This is a genomic window from Sphingomonas kyeonggiensis (genome assembly GCF_014196745.1).
Lineage (GTDB): Bacteria > Pseudomonadota > Alphaproteobacteria > Sphingomonadales > Sphingomonadaceae > Sphingomonas > Sphingomonas kyeonggiensis.
Genome location: NZ_JACIEH010000005.1, coordinates 186913 through 205593 on the forward strand (window position 1 = coordinate 186913; position 18681 = coordinate 205593).

Genomic DNA, 18681 nt, shown 5'->3' on the forward strand with positions numbered 1-18681 from the left:
ATGGCAGCACACAAAAGAAAGGGGGCCGCCTACACGGGCAGCCCCTCTCCTCTCCTGACTCTGAAAGTCGGTGTTACTTGTTCTTCGCCGGGCCGCCCACGCCGCCCTGGACGCGGTCCTGCACCGAGGCGAGATACTCGCCGGTCTGCAGGAAGGGAATCGGGTTCACGGCCTTGCCGTCGACGCGCACCTCGTAGTGAAGGTGGCTGCCGGTCGAGCGGCCGGTCGAGCCCATCAGGCCGATCAGCTGGCCGCGCTTCACGCGGGCATTGTCGGCGACGATGATCTTCGAAAGGTGGCCATAGCGCGTCTCGATGCCGCGGCCATGGTTGATCTGGACGAGGTTGCCGTAGCCGCCCTGGCGGCCGGCATGGCTGACGACGCCGTCGGCGGTTGCATAGATCGGCGTGCCGAGCGCGCCGGGGATGTCGACGCCGGCGTGCATCGCGGCGGTGCCGCGGAACGGATCCGAGCGGACGCCGAAGTTCGAGGTGAAGGTCAGCTTGTCGACCGGCTGCATCGACGGGACCGAGATCACCGTCTGCTCGAGCATGTCGAGCTTCTTCCAGGTGACGAACAGCGCGCGGAACTGGGCATCGGCGGCTTCGGCCGAGGCATCGCTGCCGTTCGCATTGTCGTTGTCGATCGGCTCGTACGGGCCGCCCATCGCCGGCACCTTCACATAGCGCTCGGGCGAGAGGCCAAGGCGACGGAGCTCGCCGGCGGTCTGGTTGTAGCGGGCCTCGCCGGCGGCGCGAGCCTTGCCGGCCATCGCGACCTGGCGGGCCTCGACCTGCTTGAGCGGGGCGAGGACTTCGCTGGCGACGGCGCTGGTGCGGGCCGAGGTGCTGGGGAGCGGCTGCTCGATCACGGCGCGGTCACCCTTGCCGGTGAGTGTTGCGCTGATCAGCGCCTGGTGCTGCTCGACGCGCGCGGCCTGGAGGCGGGCGGCCTCCTTGGCGGCGGCGACATCGGCCTGCATCTTCTCGACCTGCTGGCGCATCTTGGCGACCTGCGCCTCGGGCGAAGCCGGCGTGCCGGTCACGCCGCTGATCGCGATCGCGCCGACGGCGGCCTGGGCCACGCCATAGGCGGAGAACAGCACGGTGACGGTGCCGACGCCGGCGAGCAGCGCCTGGGTGCGGCCGGCGACGCTGAAACGCTTCAGATCGCGGCCGTCATGAAAAATAAAATCGCGGGTAGTGAAGAAAGCACGGAACCGCTGAGCTGCGGTAGCGGTTTTGGAGTTCGACGCCTTAGCCATGATTCCCCGGCAAGTTTCATGGAAGCAAGCACCGAAACGCGACCCGGTTGCCCTACTTCAATTGTCATTCGTCGCAGTAAGCAGCCCCTCCGCCTTCTGGACGGTGGCTTGTGACCCGGGAAATCAGCGCACGGCAAGAGGTTGGTAATATTCCCGGGACAAACCGGCTGAGTCGCGCGCCGAGTCGTTGAACGGAGGCTTAAGCAGCCCGCGATAATGGCGGGTCACCAGTGCCTGCCAGGTCGTTTCGGGGACGTGCCCCATTTCGCGACAACGTGATTCGAACCAAACCGTTCCGGCGCGAACGTGCCGGACTTCGTCGTTCAGAATGCGCGTGAGAATGCGGGCGGTAACCGCATCATTTGCCAATGAAAACCGCTCGACCATCGCCGGCGTGACATCGAGCCCGCGCGCTTCCAGCACCATCGGCACCACGGCCAGCCGGGCGAGCGAATCATGCGCGGTATCGGCGGCGGCATCCCACAATCCGTCATGCGCAGGCATCGCACCGTAGAAGCTGCCGAGCTTCTTCAGGCGCCGATCGAGCAAGGCGAAGTGCATCGCTTCGTCGGCGCCCACATGCATCCAGTCGTCGGTGAAACCGCGCGGAAACTCGCCACCGAAGCGGCCGACCACGTCGAATGCCAGGTCGATCGCGGAGAATTCGATATGGGTGATCGCATGGATCAGGGCGATCCGGCCATGCTCCGATCCCTTGCCGCGCTTGGGCATGCGGTTGGGCGGCAGCAGCTCGGGCCGGTCGGGGCGCGCCGGGCGATCGGGCATCGCGACGTCGAATTCGAAGGCCAGCCGGCCCAGCCGCCAGTCACGGGCGGCGGCGCGGGCCGCCTTGATCTTGTCGGCCGGCGCCGTCGCGGTCAGCACCGCGCGGCAGGCCTCCGCAACGCTTCTATCAGCCATGAGCGGTCAGCGCGCCTGCATTTCCTTGATCGATTCGAGCACGTCCACCGCATGGCCGGGCACGCGCACGCGACGCCAGGCGCGGAACAGCTTGCCTTCCGCGTCGAACAGGAAGGTCGAGCGGTCGATGCCCATGTAGCGCTTGCCGTAGAGCTGCTTCTCGACCCAGACGCCGAAGGCCTCCATCGCCGCGCCCGAAGTGTCGGTGGCGAGCGGCACGGTGAGATCGTACTTGTTGATGAACTTCTGGTGCTTGATCGGCGGATCCTTCGACACGCCCAGCACTTCGGCGCCGAGCGCGGTGAATTCGGGGATCAGCGCGGAGAAGTCCTGCGCCTCGCGCGTGCAGCCCGAGGTGTCGTCCTTGGGATAGAAATAGAGGACGAAGGGCTTGCCCAGCTTGTCCGCCAGCGCGATCGCCTCACCCTCGGTCCCGTCGAGCGTGACCGCGGGGATCTTGTCGCCTTCCTCGATTACCATTGTCTTCTCCTCAGGCCGGGCCGCGCACCGACGCCCAGCAATCGCGGACCTCCTGCCGGGTCCGGTCGAGCTGCGCAACCACCTCGTCCCAGCTGCCGAGCCGGAGCGCGCGGGCGATCAGCGCCTGGGTCGCCGGACCGGGCTCCTGCGCGTCGGGCGCGACGAGGCGCATGGTGACGAGCAGCCGGGTGAGGAAATCGTGCGCCGGGCGCATCGCGGGCGGCAACAGCCCCTGCCCCGCCAGAGCGTCGATCGCCAGGCCCAGGCGCGGCTCGAAACCGGTGCGGTGGACGAGCTGGACGGTGTGGACCGCGAACTCGAGGTCGACCAGCCCACCGTCGAGCAGCTTGGCGTCGAGGGGGCCCTTGGGCGGCTTGTGCGCGGCCATCTCGGCCCGCATCTTCGCGGCCTCGGCGGGGATGTCGCGGTCCGGGCGGGCGCCCTTGAGCACCGCATCGATGATCCCCTGCACCTTCGCCCGCGCTTGGGGCGAACCGAAGACCGGCCGCGCGCGGGTGAGTGCCATATGCTCCCAGGTCCAGGCATCCGCACGCTGGTATTTCTCGAAGCCTTCCAGGGATACGACCAGCGGCCCCTGCGCGCCCGAGGGACGCAGGCGGGTATCGACCTCGTAGAGCGGCCCCGCCGGGGTAGGCACCGAGAGCGCCGCGGTGACGCGCTGGCCGAGCCGGTTGTAGTACATCACTGCGCCAAGCGGCTTGGCCCCGTCGCTCTCCGCCGCATAGTCACCGGTGAAGAGGTAGACGAGATCGAGGTCGGAAGCGTGGGTGAGCGCCTGCCCGCCCATCCGGCCGAGCGCGAGGATCACCAGCTCGCTTTCCGGCACCACGCCATGGTTGCGCGAGAATTCCTCGACAGTCGCCGTCGCCAATGTCTCGATCGCCGCCTCCGCGACGCGGGCATAGCCGGCCGAGGCTTCGAGCGGATCCCCCGACCCCGCAACGATCTGCGCGCCGAGGGCGAAGCGCTTCTCGTTGACGAAGCGGCGGACGAATTCGAGCTGGTACTGATAGTCCGAACCCGGCTCCCAGTGCCGCATCCCCTCGGCGAGCGCCTCGATATCCGGCACCGGCTCCAGCGCGGTCGCGTCGATCAGCCCGTCGAGCAGCTCCGCGCGGCGGCCCAGCTGCTCGGCGAGCGTCGGCGCCAGCGCGAGGATCTGGCCGAGCAGCTGCGCCAGCCCCGGCTGGGCCTCGAGCAGGCGGAAGAAATTGATCGCACTGGGCAGCCGCGAGAGCATCGCATCGAAGCGCGTGATCGCGTGCACCGTGTCGGGCGCACGGGAAAAGGCGTCGATCAGGCCGGGCAGGACCGATTCCAGTGCCTCCCGGGCAGCGGGCGTGCGGAGCGCCGGATAGGTGCCGCCGCGCCATCCCTGGACGATGCGAGCGGCACCGTCGGGACGCTCGAAGCCGGCCGCGCCGAGCTTCGCCTCCAGCGGCGCGCTCTCGCTGGGCAGGCGCTGCTCCTCCTCCCCGGCCAGGCTGTCATAGATCGCGCCGACCCGGATGACGTGCGGCTGGAGCAGATCGGTGAGCGCAGTGCCGTCGGCCAGGCCATGGAGGCGGGCGACATTGTCGAGCGAGGCGAGGTTCTCGGGCAGCTCGTGCGTCTGGCGATCGTCGACCATCTGCAGCCGGTGCTCGATCGTGCGCAGCGTGACATAGGCATCGGTCAGGTCGCGCGCTTCGTCCGCGCCGATCCGCCCCGCCTCGGCCAGCGCAGCGAGCGCGTCACGCGTCGCGGGGGCACGCAGCGCGGGCTCACGCCCGCCATGGATGAGCTGGTGGATCTGGGCGAAGAATTCGACTTCGCGGATGCCGCCCCTGCCCCGCTTCAGGTCGTAGCCGGGGCCGAAGGCCTGGGCCTGGGAATAATGGTCGCGGATGCGGCGGCTGATGTCGCGGATCTCGCGGATCGTGCCGAAGTCGAGCGCACGCCGCCACACGAAGGGGCGGATCGCGTCGAGGAAATAGCCACCGAGTTCCAGATCACCCGCACAGGCACGGGCACGGATGAAGGCGGCACGCTCCCAGGGCAGGGCCTGGCTCTCATAATAGGTGATCGCCGCCTCGACCGGCAGCACGATCGGGGTGACTTCGGGCGAGGGCCGCAGGCGCAGGTCGACGCGCAGGACATAGCCATTCTCGTCACGCTGCTGGAGCAGCTCCACCATGCGGCGGCCGATCCGCACAGCGGCTTCCTGCACGTCCTCGCGGGGGCGGCAGGGCAAGGTCTCGGGGTCGAAGATCAGGATCGGATCGATGTCCGACGAATAGTTGAGCTCGCGGCTGCCCTGCTTGCCCAGCGCGATCGCGGCGAAACCGCGCGGATCGGCATCGGGCGTACGTTCGAGGATCGCCGCGCGGATCGCACGGTCCAACGCATCATCGGCGAAATCGGTGAGAAGATGGGTGACAGTCGTGAGATCGAACCGGCCCGACAGGTCGCCCAGGGCGACGAGGAGCGCGAGCCGGCGGCGCTCGATGCGCAGCCGTGCTCCCGTGCTCATTTCGCCTGCGAAAGCACGCGCAGCCGCGCGTGGATTCAGCAGGGCATTGTCGAGTCCGGCGACCAGCTCCGCTTCACGCGCGAGCAGGTTTTCGAGAAAGGGCGCATGCGCGCTCGCCCGGACAATGGCGTCGGCGAGATCGGCGGAAGAAGAAGTTTGAGTCACGGAATCGACCACCTGCGAAACGGTGCGTTGCAAAATGTCAAGCAACAAAAAGAGACCTGAATTGTTCTAGCAACATGAACCAGACGACTTCAGCCTCGGCCAGCGACGCCCGCCCGCCCGCATATCGGGTAGAAGCGCCGCGCGCCAGCGATGCAATCGGCCTGGCGTTGCGTGATGCCTATGTTCGCGACACCGGCCTGCCCGATGACATGGCCGCGATGCTGCGCCAGCTCAACCGCACACGCTGAGATCCAGTCCAGGCACATGAAAAGGCCGCGCTCCCCAGGGAACGCGGCCTGATTTTTTGAGCCTCTTAGGGCTTATTTCGCCGACACGTCCCCGCCCCGATCGCGGCTTAGATCCTCGACTTCGCCCATGATCGTATCGAGCGCGGTCTTCCCTTCGGCCGTGCCCGGCTCGATGCGGCGCGAGGGCAGCTGGCCTTCGCTCAGCAGATGCTCGAGCGCGACGCGGCCACGGGCCACGCGGCTCTTGATCGTGCCGACGGCGACCTGGCAGATTTCGGCCGCCTCTTCATAGGCAAAGCCACCGGCGCCGACGAGGATCAGCGCCTCGCGCTGCGGCTGGGGCAGATGGAGCAGCGCGCGCTGCATGTCGGACAGTTCGACATGCCGATCCTGACTGGCCGGCGCGGCGAGCAGCCGGTCTGCGACCAGATCGTCCCACTCGCCCTTGAAGCGGGCGCGGCGCATCTGGCTCAGATAGAGGTTGCGCAGGATGATGAAGGTCCAGGCGCGCATGTTGGTGCCGGCCTGGAAGCGCTTGCGCGCGGCCCAGGCCTTGAGCAGCGTCTCCTGCACCAGATCGTCGGCGAGATCCCGGCTGCCCGATAGCGAGCGGCCAAAGGCACGCAGATGCGGGATGACGAGCGCGAGCTGTTTCTTGAACTCGGGATCGGAGAGCGAGACATGCTCCTGCGGCGCCTCGGTCCCCTTGTCCTCGGGCTGTTCGGAATGACTCATTCGTTCCCGCTTGTTTGCGTTGGCCGCAAAGCGACCGGTTCCAGAGATAGGCTTGGTGTCTGCGATTGCCAGCATATTTCGCGCCGTTCCCGAGATCAGACGAACAAGAAGATCACGGCGAACGCGACGATGACCAGCACCAGGCCGTAGCCCAGCACGTATCGCGTCATATGCGGCGTGGCACCGGCGCGGGCCTGCTCGCTGTCGATATGAATGGCTTCGTCATTCTCAACCATGTCATCTACAACACACGAGAACCGTTTTGGGTCCGTATCTGATGGAACCCGCGCCAGTTTTTTCGCGGATCGTCAGGCGGGAACGGTCGCCTGGTCGAAGAACAGCGCCTGGCTGATCGTCGTCTTGACGGTTTCCCGCTGGAACGGCTTGGTGATCAGGAAGGTCGGCTCCGGACGCTCGCCGGTGAGCAGGCGCTCGGGGAAAGCGGTGATGAAGATCACCGGCACCGAGAATTCGGCGAGGATGTCCTTGACCGCATCGATGCCCGAGCTGTCGTCGGCCAGCTGGATGTCGGCGAGCACCAGGCCCGGACGATCCTCCATCGCCAGCGCAACGGCCTCGTCGCGCGTCACGGCGACCCCGGTCACTTCATGGCCAAGGTCGCGCACGATCTGCTCGAGGTCCATCGCGATCAGCGGCTCGTCCTCGATGATCATCACGCGGGTGCGCGTCTGGCGCTCGATCTCGGCCACGGCCTCTCCAACGAGCTTCTGCACCTGTCCTGCATCCTCTTCGATCAGATAGCCGGCGTCCTCGATGCTGAAGCCCTCCACGGTGGTGAGCAGCAGCGCCTGGCGCGACAGCGGAGTGAGACGGGCGAGCCGCTTGCGGGCGATCGCCTCGTTCTCGTTGCTGGTATCCTCGACGACATCCTCTTCCTCGAGGTGAGTCGACTGCCAGATCGCCTGGAAGGTGCGATACAGGCCGAGCCGCGGATCGACGTCACGCGGGAACTGGTCCGGCGCCGCGACGATTGCCTCCAGTGCAGCGCGCACATAGCGGTCGCCATCGGCCTGGCTGCCAGTGAGCGCGCGCGCATAGCGACGAAGCAGCGGAAGGTGCGGCGCGAGTTGCTGTCCAAGCGACATGGTCGAACTATTCTCCTACGAGTGCGGAACGGTTTGTTTCGGCGCCGTTCCGGGCTATTGCAATCCTCAATTCGTGCAACCCGAAGGAGCCCCTCCCTGGATATTGCATCGGCTGTGGAACAAACGACTAGGGAATTGGTTTCATCGGACATGCTGCGTAGTGTTGCCGCACAGCCCCCGGCCCCATGCGACCGGTGGCTTTCGTTCACTTCCGGAAGTTGCATCCGGAGCAGGTCGCTTTTAGTCCGAGCCACGGCTGACGCCATGGCGCAGGGGGGAATTGGTGCGTTCCGCGGATGATGAAATGAAAAAACCGCCCAAATCCGATGGCGGAAAGGAAACCGGTCGCCCCGATCGCAATGTGGGCGAAGCGCTGCGTCAGGCCTATGACGAGGCCGTGAGCGAAGCCGTGCCCGACGACCTTCTCGACCTGCTGAAAAAGCTCGACTAGTCCGGAGCGGATGGAGATCTCGGAAGAAGAACCGCGCGCCAAGGTCCGTCCGGCGGCGGCGCTGGGGGCTATGCCGACTGGCGCTAAGGTCTTCATCTACCTGATCGTCTGCCTGTTGCCGCTGGCGCTGATCGCGCTGTTCACCACGCTGCAGAGCACCCGCAACGCCGATACCGAGGCGCGTGCACGGCTGCGCGTCGCCGCAAGCGAGAGCAGCGACGTGCTGCGCGACCTGCTGGTCAATCATATCGGCCAGCTCTCCAGCTCGCTGGAGGCGCTGGAAGCCAATCCGCACGACGCGCCCGCCTGCACCCGGCTCGCCGGCACCTTCGCCACCGCCACCGGCGCGCGCTTCGCGATCGCCGATGCCGGCGGACGGGTGATCTGCGGGCAGAATTTCGCGCATGCCGACGAGGATGCGCTCCAGCCACGCCAGGTACGCACCGTGCTCGCCGACGGCGGCATGGCGGTGCGCATCGGCGGCAATCGCGGTGGCACCGCCACCGCCTTCTATCCCGCCGCCTCACTTGCCTCGATCGCGCAGCCGAGCGGCTTCGTCCCCGAATATGGCGCGGCGCTGGTCGGCCATGGCGACCGGCTGGTGCTGCGCAAGCTCCAGGGCGGCGGCCCGCTCGACCGGCGCGAGACCGTGCCCAACGACCTGGGCCTGGATGGCGTCGAGTTCGAAATGTCGATGCTCGGCACGCCGATCACCTCGCCGATGATCATCAATACCGTGGTGCTGGTGCTGATGTGGATCGCGGCGGCCGGCATCAGCTGGCTGGTGGTCGACATCCTGCTGATCCGTCCGCTGCGCCGCCTGCGCGCCAGCGTCGGCGCCTACAAGCCGGGCGAAGTGATCGACATCAAGCGCTTCGGCGAGATGCCCGCCGCGGAGATCCGTGAGCTGGGCGACACGTTCCGCGAGATCAGCCGCACGGTGCAGGCCCACGAGGCGGACCTGGCCGAGGGCCTGGTGCGCCAGACCAAGCTCACCCGCGAGGTCCACCACCGGGTGAAGAACAACCTGCAGGTGATCGCCAGCCTGATCAATTTCCACGCCCGCAGCGCCAAGAGCGAGGAGGCGACCGAGGCCTATGCCTCGATCCAGCGCCGCGTCGATGCGCTCGCGGTGGTGCATCGCCACCATTATGCCGAGCTGGAGGAGAATCGCGGGCTCGACCTGCGCTCGGTGATCGGCGAGCTGGCCGCCAATATCCGCGCCACCGCCCCGGAGCGGGCCCAGGGGCTGGGCGTGACGCTCGACCTCACGCCGGTGCTGGTCAACCAGGACGTGGCGATCGCCATCGCCTTCCTGCTCACCGAGATCGTCGAGCTGGCGATGAGCTGCAATCCGGCCGCGCAGATCCGTATCTCGATCAAGCTGATCGAGGGCGACGACACCCGCGCGCTGCTGCGCATCACCTCCCCTGCCCTGGTCGAGAGCCAGGCGCTCGAGGAGCTGGTCGAGAACCGCTATGGCCGGGTCATCGGCGGCCTGGCCCGGCAGCTGCGCACCAAGCTGCACCACGATCCGCTGACCGGCGCCTATGAGGCGGCGATCGCGATCACCGGCCGGCCCTGAGCAATAAACCCGGATAAAAAGTTCGAAAAAAGTTCGAGGGCCGTGGAACCCCGGACCGCGTGGTCCGTTTTACACTTCGGATAGTGACCTTTTGCCCCCCCGCTCTCGCTATCCAAGACATGGGCCCGGAAGCGTCAACCCTCCCCCCCCCGGTGACGCTTCCGGGCCTAAAACTTTTCGGGGCCTTCCCATATTTCCAGCGAGATCAGGCAGTTGCTGCGCAGACGGAACGTTTGCGCCTGCCCGGGCATTTCTCTTCCGACCCCTATGGTCCAGTATTTTGGAGAGATGTGATGCGTAAGATCATCGCCTGTGTCGCCCTTGCGGGCGCGATGCTGGTTTCGGCCTGCAACACGGTCGAAGGCGTGGGCAAGGATGTTTCCTCGGCGGGCGACACGGTCGCCAAAACCGCCGACGACGCCAAATAAGCCAGCTCTTACAGGCAGGAAAAAGAAAACCCCTCCCGAACCGGGAGGGGTTTTTCGTATTAGGCGGTCTCGGCCGTTTCGCTCTCTGCCTCCGCTTCGGGCACCGGCCGGCGCCGTCGCGTGAACCAGATCCCGACCAGGGAGAGGAAATAGAGCCCGATCAGCGGGAAGGCGAGCAGCAGCTGCGAGCCGACATCCGGCGGCGTCAGCACCGCGGCGATCGCGAAGGCGGCGACTACCGCATAGCGCCAGGCGCTCTTCAGCTGCTCATAGGTGACGATACCCGAGCGCTCGAGCAGCATCAGCAGCACCGGCAGCAGGAAAGTGATGCCGAACGCGAAGAGGAACTGCATCACGAAATCGAGATATTTCTCGGCCTCGGGCAGCGCCTCCTGATGTACGCCCCCGCCGAGATCGCCCTGATAGCCGAGCAGGAAGTGCAAGGCGGTGGGGATCGCGACGAAATATGCGAGCGAGGCGCCGGCAATGAACAGCACCGGCGTCGCCAGCAGGAAGGGCAGCAGCGCCCTCTTCTCCTGCCGGTAGAGGCCAGGTGCCACGAACTGCCAGAGCTGGGTCGCGATCACCGGGAAGGACAGCATCATCGCCGCGAAGAACGCCACCTTCAGCTGGACGAAGAACGCCCCGAAGATCTGGGTGAAGATGATCTTGTTCTGCCCCGCCGCCGCAAGCGGATGGACGAGGAAGCCGTAGATCTCCTTCGAGAAATAGAAGGAGGCGAAGAAGGTCACCAGCAGCGCGGCCACGCAGTAGAGCAGGCGGCGGCGCAACTCGATCAGATGCTCGAGCAGCGGCTGCTGGGTGTCGTCGATGTCCCTCATTCGGCGGCCTCGGCGGGCGGAGCAGCCTTGCGGGCGCGGGGCTTAGATGCGGGCTTGGCCGTTTCCACCGGAGCAGCGGCCGCCTTGCGGGCACGCGGCTTGGGCGCGGGCTTCGCGACCGGCTCGGCCACGGGCTCCACGGCGGCGGCCGGAGCCTTGCGCGCACGCTTGGGCTTGGGCGCAGGCGCCGAAACACCAGGCGTATCGTCATGGATCGCCGGCTGCTCGACCATCACCGGGGCACTATCCTCGGCGACATGATGCACCTCCGCCTCCGCAGCGGGCGCGGGAAGCGCCGCCGGCGGATGCTGGGCCATGATGCGGGCGTTCTCTTCGGCCCATTGTTTCTCGAGCTCGGCAAGCTCCGACTCGCGGATCATGTTGTCGAACCCGGAGCGGAACTGGCGCGCAACGGCGCGCGCCTTGCCGAACCACTTGCCCACAAAGCGCATCGCCTTGGGCAAATCCTTTGGCCCGATCACGAGCAGCGCCACAATGGCGACCACCACGAACTCGGGCGCGTTGAAATCTAGCATCGATCAATCGCCAGAAGCGGCTCCCGGCGCCCTGAGCCGGGAACGGCGCGGAAGTTCAGAGCTTCTCTTCGCGCGCCGGCTCGGCCTCGCGCTGGACGGTCGGCTCAGGAGCCGCCTTGCCCTCGATACGGGTCGCCGGCTTTTCGGCCTCGTCGTCCTCGGACATGCCCTTCTTGAACTGCTTGATGCCCTTGGCGACATCACCCATCATGTTCGAGAAGCGACCACCGCCCAGAAGCAGGATCGCGACCACGCCCAACAGCAGCCAGTGCATCAGGCTGAAACTACCCATCACAAATCTCCTCGATTCCGGCTTTATCTAGGCGTGCCGGGCACCTGCGGCAATGGCCGAGACGCCGGGAGGCCCTATTCGTCGTCTATGACAGTTTCGCTTTCGGGCTCTTCGGCGCCTTCGTTTTCGCCCAGCGCCTCGAAAGCGAGGTCGACCGGATCGAGCAGGCCGGCAGCCTTGAGGTCGTCGATGCCGGGCAGGTCGCGGCGGCTGGACAGGCCGAAATGGGTGAGGAAACCGCCGGTGGTGGCGTACATCAGCGGCCGGCCGGGCACCTCGCGGCGGCCCGCGGGGCGCACCCAGCCCGCCTCCATCAGCACGTCGATCGTGCCCTTCGAAATCTGCACGCCGCGGATCGCCTCGATCTCGGCGCGCGTCACCGGCTCGTGATAGGCGATGATCGCCAGCGTCTCGATGCCGGCGCGGCTGAGCTTGCGGCTCTCCTCGCGATTGCGGCGCAGCAGATGGGCGAGATCGGCGGCGGTCTGGAAGTGCCAGCGGTCGCCGCGGCGGACCAGTTCCACCCCGCGCCCGGCATAGAGCGCCTCGAGTGCCGCGAGCGCGGCGCGCACGTCCATCTCCGAGCCGACATGGGCGCGGATCTCGTCCAGGTTCATCGGGTGCTCGGAGGCGAACAGCACGGCCTCCACCGCGCGAGAGGCTGCGTCTTCGGGCGTCATCCTGCAGCCTTGAGATAGAGCGGCGCGAAGGCCGATTTCTGGCGGAGCTCGACCCTGCCCTGCTTGGCCAGCTCCAGCGCAGCGACGAAGGACGAGGCGAGCGCCGACTTGGCATAGGACCCGCTCGCACCTTCGGGGAGGAAGGACTGGAGCGTGCTCCAGTCGATCCGCGCGCCGATCAGCGAGGAGACGCGCGCGATCGCCGCCTCCAGCGTCATCACGTCGCGCTGCTGGACGACGTGCATCACCGGGCGGGTGCGCGCGCTGATCCGGCCATAGGCGGCGATCAGATCGTAGATCTCGGCCTCGTAGCGGGCCTTGCGCAGCACGCGCAGTCCTTCGGGCGCGCCACGGAAGAAATTGTCCCGGCCGGTGCGGTCACGCGCCATCAGCCGGGCACCGGCGTCGCGCATCGCGTTGAGACGTTCGAGCCGCAGCTGCAGGCGCAGCGCGAGGTCCTCGGGGCTGGGCGTCTCCTCCGGATTGCGCGGGAGCAGCAGCGCGGACTTGAGATAGGCCAGCCAGGCCGCCATCACGAGATAGTCGGCGGCCAGTTCGAGCCGCAGCTCGCGCGCCTCGTTCACATAACCGAGATATTGCTCGACCAGCTGGAGGATCGAGATCTGACGCAGGTCCACCTTCTGCGTGCGCGCGAGCGCCAGCAGCAGATCGAGCGGCCCTTCCCAGCCGTCGATGTCGATCTTGAGGGTTTCGGGTGCTTCCTCGGACATCGCCCAAGCTAAGCAGAGCGCCGGAGGAAAGTCACTTCCCGATGGCCGAAGCCGGATACGCGCCGTTTCGGACCCTGTTCCGATTGACGACCGGCCCCGCGCCAATCAGATTCGCGGCATTCAAGAAAGATAATCGCACAGGGTCGCCCTCGTTGTTCCGGCATGGCGTTCTACGCCTGGTTTGGGGGAAATCTGATGTCGCACGTCCGCTTCTCGCGCGCCGTGAAAGCGCTGTTGTGCCTGTCCGCCGTCGCAATGCCCAGCGCCGCGCTGCGCAGCCAGACGGTCGATCCGATGCCTCTGGTCTATCTCAACCAGGGCACCAGCTGGAATGCCTCCACCCGCGAGGACTTCTACTGGCAGGACCAGGGTTCGCAACTGATCCCCTATAGCTGGCTCCAGGGGCTCACCACGCCGGACGGCAAGCCGTTCCTCACCGACAAGCTGCAGCGCTATGGCTATCTCGCCGATCGCTCCGGCACGCCTGGCGACCTGCCGATCGGCTTCACCCTGACGGGCACCACCGGCAACGAAGTCGTCGGGATGAACTGCGCCGCGTGCCACACGCGCGAGATCGACGTGTCCGGCACCAGCTACCGGGTCGATGGCGGCCCGGCGCTTACCGACTTCCAGGGCCTGCTGACCGACATGATCGACGCCGTCGGCCGCGTGCTGCAGAGCGACGCCAGCTTCGCCCCCTTCGCGGTGAGCGTCCTCGGCCCCAATCCGGATCCGGTCTCGGTCAGCGAGCTCAAGGCGACGGTGCAGCTCTGGTACACCCGCGAGGATGCCCTGCGCGACCGCGCCTATCCCACCGCCAATATCTGGGGCCTGGGCCGGCTGGACGCCGTCAGCATGATCTTCAACCGGCTGACCGGGCTCGATATCGGCAAGCCGCCGACCTATCTGATCCCGAATAACATCCAGCTGGCCGATGCGCCCGTGCGCTATCCCTTCCTGTGGAACGCCGCGAAGCAGGACATGACGCAGTGGCCCGGCTTTGCCGACAATGGCAACGACCTGCTCGGCCTCGCCCGCAATCTGGGTGAGGTCTACGGCGTGTTCGCCACCTTCCACCCGGTGAACAAGGGCAAGGGCCGTGTCGATTTCCTGGCCAACAACTCGGCGAACTTCAGCGGGCTGGGCAAGCTGGAGGGATCGATCAAGCTGATCGGCGCGCCCGCCTGGCCCTGGCCGATCGACCAGAAACTCGCCGCACGCGGGCAGCAGGTCTGGGCGATGTCGACGCCGGACAGCCCGAGCTGCGGCAGCTGCCACGACCAGAAGGCGGGGAAGATCCGCTTCCCCAATTTCAGCACCTGGGCGACGCCGATCCAGAATGTCGGCACCGATACCCGCGAATGGGACATCCTGGCCCGCACCGCCGATTCGGGCTCGCTCGCCGGGGGCAAGCTGTTCCCGCCCTTCGGTACCCCCATCCCGCAGAAGACCACGTCGTTCAGCCTGCTCGGCTTCGCCGTGGTCGGCTCGATCCTGCAGAACGCCGACCCCTTCAAGGCGAGCCTGGCCGAGACCGGCACGCTGAAGAGCAATGCGAAGCTCCCCAAGTCGCTGGAGGAAATCACCGGCGCCTTCGGCGGCAAGTCGACGACGGAAGCGGCATCGGCAGCAGCGGTGGCGCCCGGCTCCTATGAATCGCGCGTGATGTACGGGATCTGGGCCGCGGCGCCCTATCTCCACAACGGATCGGTGCCGACGCTGGCGGATCTGCTGAAGCCCGCGGCCGAGCGGCCGGCGAGCTTCAAGATGGGCCGCGCTTATGACGTGACGCGCGTCGGCATCGCCTCACAGCAGGCGGGCAACCATGTGGTCACCACCACGGGCTGCGACCAGCTCAACTCGGGCAACAGCCGGTGCGGCCATGAATTCGGCACCAAGTTCAGCGCCGAGGACAAGGCGGCACTGCTCGAGTACCTCAAGATGCTCTGAGGCCGGATAGCGCCTTCTTCCGCTCCCCTCCCCGCAAGGGAGGGGGAAATTCTGAATGTCGATGGGCTCAGGCCGGGACGAGCGCCAGCAGCTCGTCCCGCTTGGCGATCAGTTCCGCGAAATCCACCTCGGGTTCGTCGGCACCCGTCGTCGCCATGGCGCGATCGAGGCGCTCGATGCACTCGGGCGTCGCATCGGGCAGCAGCCCGATGATCTCGATCATCTCGTCCATCCGCGCCCAGCAATCGAGCACAACGTCACAGCCGGCGGCCAATGCCTGGGTCGCCTTCTCGCCCGGCGTGCCGGAAAGCGCCTTCATGTCGATGTCGTCGGTCATCAGCAGCCCATCGAAGCCGATACGGCCGCGGATGATCTCCCGGATCACGGTCGGCGAGAGCGTGGCGGGGCGCTCTGCGTCCCAGGCCTCGAACACGACATGGCAGGTCATGCCCATCGGCGCACCCTTGAGCGCATGGAACGGCGCGATGTCCTGCTCCAGCGCCACGGCATCCACCTTGACGCGCGGCAGCTCGAGATGGCTGTCGACCAGCGCCCGGCCATGGCCCGGCATGTGCTTGACCACGCCGACCACCCCGCCCCGGCGCAGGCCCTCGACACAGGCCTGGCCGAGCGCCGCGACGCGCATCGGCTCGCTGCCGAACGCGCGGTCGCCGATCGCCTTGGTCACTTCCGGCGTCACGACGTCGAGCAGCGGCGCGCAATCGACGGTGACGCCGACCTCGGCCAGCATCATCCCGAGCGCATGATAGTTCGCCCGCGCCGCCTCGATCGCCGAGATCGGGGCGACGTCATAGAGCCGGCCGAACACGTCGCCCGCCGGGAAAGCCGGCCATTCTGGCGGGACCATGCGGCTGACACGGCCGCCTTCCTGGTCGATCAGGATCGGCAGGTCGGCGCGGCCGCTGAGTTCGCGCAGCTCCTCGGTGAGCGCGCGCATCTGGTCGCGGCTCTCGCAATTGCGCTTGAAGAAGATGTAGCCGAGCGGATCGGCATCACGGAAGAAATCGCGTTCCTCGGCCGTGAGGGCCAGGCCGGATACGCCGAAGATTACAGGCTTCATGCCGCCGTCTTAGCGAAGCGGCGCGCGCGGGATAAGTCCCTTGCGACGATCGGCCATGCCCGTCCGGCATGGCCGGGCGTCAGTTCGCCACGTAGCAACTCTCGCCGGCCACCTTGAGCTTGCCGCACAGTTCCTTCGCCTGACCGTTCGAGCCGGCGTTCACGCGCAGGCGGAACAGCGCCTTGCCGTCCTTCTCGCCGCGCTCGACCGACTTGCCGAGCGGCGCGAGGTAGGAGAAGCGCCTGGACAGGCGCGCCCAGGCGGTATTGGCCCCGGCTTCGTCCGGGAACGCGCCGAGCTGGATCAGCGCGCCCGAACCGCTCGCCTGCGGGGCGATCACCGGCACGTGCCGGGGCTGGGCGTCCGCCTTGCTGGCGCTCGACGGGATCGCGACCTTGGCGTTCCTCTCTCCGGACAGCGAAGGTGCCTTCTCGGCGACCTTCCTGCCCTCGACCGGGGCCTCGGGCAGCGCGCTGACGTCGATGCTCGAATTGCCGCTATTGCCCTGGCTGGTGGCGAAGACGGTGTCGCCCTCGCCGTCCACCTTCATGCCGCCCGGTTCGTCGGGCTTGACCTTGTAGTCGCCCGCGGGCGCAGCGATCAGCTCACCATTGCCGACCAGGCTCTTCTGCTTCTGGTACCAGAAATAGCCGAATGCCCCCGCGCCGAGCACGGCGAGGAGCAGGAGGACCAGCAACAGGATACGGCTGAGCGACGGACCTTCGCGATAGTCGTCTTCCACCGTCTCGAGCCAGGGAAGGCGGTCATCGTCGCCGAATCCGGCCTCCCCCCCACGCATGCTCATTCCTTACATCTCCTGGACGGCCTCGACGCCCATGATGCGGAGGCCATTACGAACAATCTGCCCGATCGAACGCGCCAGATAAAGCCGCGCGCACGTCAGGCCCGGCTGATCCGGCAGCAGGAAGCGACGGCTGGGATCTTCCTTGCCGAGGTTCCACAGGGAATGGAGTTCCGCCGCCAAGTCATAGAGATAGAAGGCAATTCGGTGCGGCTCACGTGCCGATGCGGCGGCTTCGACGATGCGCGGGAACTGTGCGGCGGCCTTAACCAGCCCGAGCTCCTGTGTATCAAGCAGAGACAGGTCCACATCGGCACAGTCGATCCCGGCCTCCGCCGTGCGACGGCCGAGCGACGCCACGCGGGCATGCGCATACTGCACGTAGAACACCGGATTGTCCTTCGACGCCTCGACCACCTTGGCGAAATCGAAGTCCATCTGGGCATCGGCCTTGCGGGTCAGCATGGTGAAGCGGACCACGTCCTTGCCCACTTCGTTGACCACATCGGCCAGCGTGACGAAGTTGCCGGCGCGCTTCGACATCTTCACCGGCTCACCGTCGCGCAGCAGCCGGACCATCTGGACCAGCTTGACGTCGAACTTGGTCTCGCCGCCGGTCAGCGCCTGCACCGCGGCGACGATGCGCTTGACGGTGCCGGCATGGTCGGCGCCCCAGATGTCGATCAGCGCATCGGCCGACTGCGCCTTCTGGAAGTGATAGGCGAGATCGGCACCGAAATAGGTCCAGGCGCCGTTCGACTTCTTGATCGGGCGATCCTGATCGTCGCCGAACTGCGTCGAGCGGAACAGCGGCAGCTCGACCGGCTCCCAATCCTCGGGCGTCTCGCCCTTGGGGGCTTCCAGCACGCCGTCATAGACAAAGCCGCGCTCACGCAGCCAGGCCTCGGCCTGTTCGGGCTTACCGGCGGCCTGCAGTTCGGCCTCGGACGAGAACAGGTCGTGATGGATGCCGAGCAGCGCCAGGTCGGCGCGGATCATGTCCATCATCGCGGCGACGGCGGTCTTGCGGAACAGGACCAGCCATTCGCTCTCCGGCGCGGAAACGTACTTGTCGCCGAACTCGGCGGCCAGCTTCGCGCCGACCGGTTTCAGATACTCGCCGGGATACAGGCCCTCGGGAATCTCGATCGTCTCGCCCAGCGCCTCACGGTAGCGCAGGTGCGCCGAGCGGGCGAGGACGTCGACCTGGCCGCCCGCGTCGTTGACGTAATATTCGCGGATCACCTTGTGCCCCGCGAACTCGAGCAGGGCGGCGAGCGCATCGCCCACCACCGCGCCGCGGCAATGGCCCATGTGCATCGGGCCGGTCGGATTGGCCGAGACATATTCGACATTCACCGTCGTGCCAGCGCCTACAGTCGAGCGGCCATAATCGTCGCCGGCATCGAGGATCGTCGTCAGCTCGCCGCGCCAGGTGGCGTCGGTCAGCGTCAGATTGATGAAGCCCGGGCCGGCGATCGAGACCGAAGCGACCTCGTCCAGCTTCTCCAGCTCGGCGCCGATCTTCTCGGCGAGCGCGCGCGGATTGGTGCCAGCCGGCTTGGCGAGGACCATCGCGGCGTTGGTAGCAAGGTCGCCATGCGACGTATCCCGCGGCGGCTCCACCGTGATCGCACGTCGCTCCAGCCCCGCAGGCAGATCGCCGGCGAGGACGAGCGCATCCAGGGCAAGGTTGAGATGCGCGGCGAAGCGTACGTAGAGCGTCATTCACGGTTCCAATAGTGACGGAAGCGCGGGCCTTAGCGGATGCGAAGGCGCGACGCCACCGCCGCTACATGGGATGTGGGAAGGAAGTTTGCACGCAGGCATGTTGACGGACCTTCCTCCAGG

At 66.8% G+C, this 18681-nt stretch carries 20 protein-coding genes; 5 read left to right on the forward strand and 15 right to left on the reverse strand.

Annotated elements, in window-relative coordinates; translation table 11 throughout:
* Positions 1–73: 73 nt before the first annotated feature.
* The 4 genes from GGR46_RS23735 to GGR46_RS23750 all read right to left on the reverse strand — a co-directional run bounded on the left by GGR46_RS23735 (position 74) and on the right by GGR46_RS23750 (position 5363).
* On the reverse strand, positions 74–1264 hold the full coding sequence (locus GGR46_RS23735; RefSeq protein ID WP_184000558.1) for a M23 family metallopeptidase: 1191 nt from the start codon (positions 1262–1264) through the stop codon (positions 74–76).
* 123 nt (positions 1265–1387) lie between these two features.
* Positions 1388–2185 carry a ferritin-like domain-containing protein gene (locus GGR46_RS23740; RefSeq protein ID WP_184000559.1) on the reverse strand — a complete coding sequence of 266 codons (798 nt, stop codon included), beginning with the start codon at positions 2183–2185 and terminating at the stop codon, positions 1388–1390.
* Positions 2186–2191: 6 nt separating this feature from the next.
* On the reverse strand, positions 2192–2665 hold the full coding sequence (locus tag GGR46_RS23745) for a peroxiredoxin (protein WP_184000560.1): 474 nt from the start codon (positions 2663–2665) through the stop codon (positions 2192–2194).
* A 10-nt stretch (positions 2666–2675) separates the two neighbouring features.
* Complete coding sequence (locus tag GGR46_RS23750; RefSeq protein WP_425506605.1) at positions 2676–5363, reverse strand: bifunctional [glutamine synthetase] adenylyltransferase/[glutamine synthetase]-adenylyl-L-tyrosine phosphorylase; 2688 nt, start codon at positions 5361–5363, stop codon at positions 2676–2678.
* 74 nt (positions 5364–5437) lie between these two features.
* Between GGR46_RS23750 and GGR46_RS23755 the strand changes: the two genes are divergently transcribed.
* Complete coding sequence (locus tag GGR46_RS23755) at positions 5438–5611, forward strand: hypothetical protein (RefSeq protein WP_184000561.1); 174 nt, start codon at positions 5438–5440, stop codon at positions 5609–5611.
* Positions 5612–5683: 72 nt separating this feature from the next.
* Here GGR46_RS23755 and GGR46_RS23760 read toward each other — a convergent pair whose 3' ends face one another.
* From GGR46_RS23760 to GGR46_RS23770, 3 genes are all read right to left on the reverse strand, one after another.
* Positions 5684–6346 carry a sigma-70 family RNA polymerase sigma factor gene (locus GGR46_RS23760; RefSeq protein ID WP_184000562.1) on the reverse strand — a complete coding sequence of 221 codons (663 nt, stop codon included), beginning with the start codon at positions 6344–6346 and terminating at the stop codon, positions 5684–5686.
* Between the two features lie 95 nt (positions 6347–6441).
* A complete protein-coding gene (locus GGR46_RS23765) occupies positions 6442–6582 on the reverse strand; it encodes a hypothetical protein (RefSeq protein WP_184000563.1) in 141 nt (46 codons plus the stop codon).
* A 72-nt stretch (positions 6583–6654) separates the two neighbouring features.
* The gene (locus GGR46_RS23770) at positions 6655–7452 is read right to left on the reverse strand and encodes a response regulator (protein ID WP_184000564.1); all 798 of its coding nucleotides are present in this window, start codon (positions 7450–7452) and stop codon (positions 6655–6657) included.
* Positions 7453–7735: 283 nt separating this feature from the next.
* Here GGR46_RS23770 and GGR46_RS23775 point away from each other — a divergent pair, with 283 nt between their 5' ends.
* The 3 genes from GGR46_RS23775 to GGR46_RS23785 all read left to right on the forward strand — a co-directional run bounded on the left by GGR46_RS23775 (position 7736) and on the right by GGR46_RS23785 (position 9916).
* Positions 7736–7903: a NepR family anti-sigma factor gene (locus tag GGR46_RS23775; RefSeq protein ID WP_343058337.1), complete on the forward strand. Its 168-nt coding sequence runs from the start codon at positions 7736–7738 to the stop codon at positions 7901–7903.
* Between the two features lie 10 nt (positions 7904–7913).
* Positions 7914–9488 carry a sensor histidine kinase gene (locus GGR46_RS23780; RefSeq protein WP_246426336.1) on the forward strand — a complete coding sequence of 525 codons (1575 nt, stop codon included), beginning with the start codon at positions 7914–7916 and terminating at the stop codon, positions 9486–9488.
* A gap of 293 nt (positions 9489–9781) precedes the next feature.
* Positions 9782–9916, forward strand: a complete 135-nt coding sequence (locus GGR46_RS23785; protein WP_184000565.1) for an entericidin A/B family lipoprotein — start codon at positions 9782–9784, stop codon at positions 9914–9916.
* Positions 9917–9975: 59 nt separating this feature from the next.
* On the opposite strand, the gene tatC is transcribed toward GGR46_RS23785, so the two are convergent.
* The 5 genes from tatC to GGR46_RS23810 form a co-directional block, all read right to left on the reverse strand.
* Positions 9976–10758: a twin-arginine translocase subunit TatC gene (gene tatC, locus GGR46_RS23790; RefSeq protein WP_184000566.1), complete on the reverse strand. Its 783-nt coding sequence runs from the start codon at positions 10756–10758 to the stop codon at positions 9976–9978.
* Entirely contained in the window at positions 10755–11294 is a 540-nt protein-coding gene (gene tatB, locus GGR46_RS23795; RefSeq protein ID WP_184000567.1) for a Sec-independent protein translocase protein TatB, read from the reverse strand. Before tatB ends, tatC begins: the two co-directional genes overlap by 4 nt.
* A gap of 55 nt (positions 11295–11349) precedes the next feature.
* Positions 11350–11586, reverse strand: a complete 237-nt coding sequence (locus GGR46_RS23800; protein WP_184000568.1) for a twin-arginine translocase TatA/TatE family subunit — start codon at positions 11584–11586, stop codon at positions 11350–11352.
* A gap of 74 nt (positions 11587–11660) precedes the next feature.
* The gene (scpB, locus tag GGR46_RS23805; RefSeq protein ID WP_184000569.1) at positions 11661–12266 is read right to left on the reverse strand and encodes an SMC-Scp complex subunit ScpB; all 606 of its coding nucleotides are present in this window, start codon (positions 12264–12266) and stop codon (positions 11661–11663) included.
* A complete protein-coding gene (locus GGR46_RS23810) occupies positions 12263–12997 on the reverse strand; it encodes a segregation and condensation protein A (RefSeq protein WP_184000570.1) in 735 nt (244 codons plus the stop codon). The genes scpB and GGR46_RS23810 overlap by 4 nt, the downstream gene beginning before the upstream one ends.
* Before the next feature lie 195 nt (positions 12998–13192).
* On the opposite strand from GGR46_RS23810, the gene GGR46_RS23815 reads away from it, so the two are divergent.
* On the forward strand, positions 13193–14947 hold the full coding sequence (locus tag GGR46_RS23815) for a di-heme-cytochrome C peroxidase (protein ID WP_221262987.1): 1755 nt from the start codon (positions 13193–13195) through the stop codon (positions 14945–14947).
* Between the two features lie 67 nt (positions 14948–15014).
* On the opposite strand, the gene nagZ is transcribed toward GGR46_RS23815, so the two are convergent.
* From nagZ to argS, 3 genes are all read right to left on the reverse strand, one after another.
* Positions 15015–16028: a beta-N-acetylhexosaminidase gene (gene nagZ / locus GGR46_RS23820; protein ID WP_184000571.1), complete on the reverse strand. Its 1014-nt coding sequence runs from the start codon at positions 16026–16028 to the stop codon at positions 15015–15017.
* 79 nt (positions 16029–16107) lie between these two features.
* Positions 16108–16833, reverse strand: coding sequence for an SPOR domain-containing protein (locus GGR46_RS23825; RefSeq protein WP_184000572.1), 726 nt, complete (start codon positions 16831–16833; stop codon positions 16108–16110).
* Between the two features lie 3 nt (positions 16834–16836).
* Positions 16837–18558 (reverse strand): arginine--tRNA ligase, encoded by a 1722-nt coding sequence (gene argS / locus GGR46_RS23830; protein WP_184000573.1) that lies wholly within the window; start codon positions 18556–18558, stop codon positions 16837–16839.
* Positions 18559–18681: the final 123 nt, after the last annotated feature.

What these genes read in the sequence shown, in the direction of transcription:
- GGR46_RS23735 (WP_184000558.1), bottom strand. Translation starts at nt 1,264, where the DNA reads ATGGCTAAGGCGTCGAACTCCAAAACCGCTACCGCAGCTCAGCGGTTC.
- GGR46_RS23740 (WP_184000559.1), bottom strand. Translation starts at nt 2,185, where the DNA reads ATGGCTGATAGAAGCGTTGCGGAGGCCTGCCGCGCGGTGCTGACCGCG.
- GGR46_RS23745 (WP_184000560.1), bottom strand. Translation starts at nt 2,665, where the DNA reads ATGGTAATCGAGGAAGGCGACAAGATCCCCGCGGTCACGCTCGACGGG.
- GGR46_RS23755 (WP_184000561.1), top strand. Translation starts at nt 5,438, where the DNA reads ATGAACCAGACGACTTCAGCCTCGGCCAGCGACGCCCGCCCGCCCGCA.
- GGR46_RS23760 (WP_184000562.1), bottom strand. Translation starts at nt 6,346, where the DNA reads ATGAGTCATTCCGAACAGCCCGAGGACAAGGGGACCGAGGCGCCGCAG.
- GGR46_RS23765 (WP_184000563.1), bottom strand. Translation starts at nt 6,582, where the DNA reads ATGGTTGAGAATGACGAAGCCATTCATATCGACAGCGAGCAGGCCCGC.
- GGR46_RS23770 (WP_184000564.1), bottom strand. Translation starts at nt 7,452, where the DNA reads ATGTCGCTTGGACAGCAACTCGCGCCGCACCTTCCGCTGCTTCGTCGC.
- GGR46_RS23780 (WP_246426336.1), top strand. Translation starts at nt 7,914, where the DNA reads ATGGAGATCTCGGAAGAAGAACCGCGCGCCAAGGTCCGTCCGGCGGCG.
- GGR46_RS23785 (WP_184000565.1), top strand. Translation starts at nt 9,782, where the DNA reads ATGCGTAAGATCATCGCCTGTGTCGCCCTTGCGGGCGCGATGCTGGTT.
- tatC (WP_184000566.1), bottom strand. Translation starts at nt 10,758, where the DNA reads ATGAGGGACATCGACGACACCCAGCAGCCGCTGCTCGAGCATCTGATC.
- tatB (WP_184000567.1), bottom strand. Translation starts at nt 11,294, where the DNA reads ATGCTAGATTTCAACGCGCCCGAGTTCGTGGTGGTCGCCATTGTGGCG.
- GGR46_RS23800 (WP_184000568.1), bottom strand. Translation starts at nt 11,586, where the DNA reads ATGGGTAGTTTCAGCCTGATGCACTGGCTGCTGTTGGGCGTGGTCGCG.
- scpB (WP_184000569.1), bottom strand. Translation starts at nt 12,266, where the DNA reads ATGACGCCCGAAGACGCAGCCTCTCGCGCGGTGGAGGCCGTGCTGTTC.
- GGR46_RS23810 (WP_184000570.1), bottom strand. Translation starts at nt 12,997, where the DNA reads ATGTCCGAGGAAGCACCCGAAACCCTCAAGATCGACATCGACGGCTGG.
- GGR46_RS23815 (WP_221262987.1), top strand. Translation starts at nt 13,193, where the DNA reads ATGTCGCACGTCCGCTTCTCGCGCGCCGTGAAAGCGCTGTTGTGCCTG.
- nagZ (WP_184000571.1), bottom strand. Translation starts at nt 16,028, where the DNA reads ATGAAGCCTGTAATCTTCGGCGTATCCGGCCTGGCCCTCACGGCCGAG.
- GGR46_RS23825 (WP_184000572.1), bottom strand. Translation starts at nt 16,833, where the DNA reads ATGAGCATGCGTGGGGGGGAGGCCGGATTCGGCGACGATGACCGCCTT.
- argS (WP_184000573.1), bottom strand. Translation starts at nt 18,558, where the DNA reads ATGACGCTCTACGTACGCTTCGCCGCGCATCTCAACCTTGCCCTGGAT.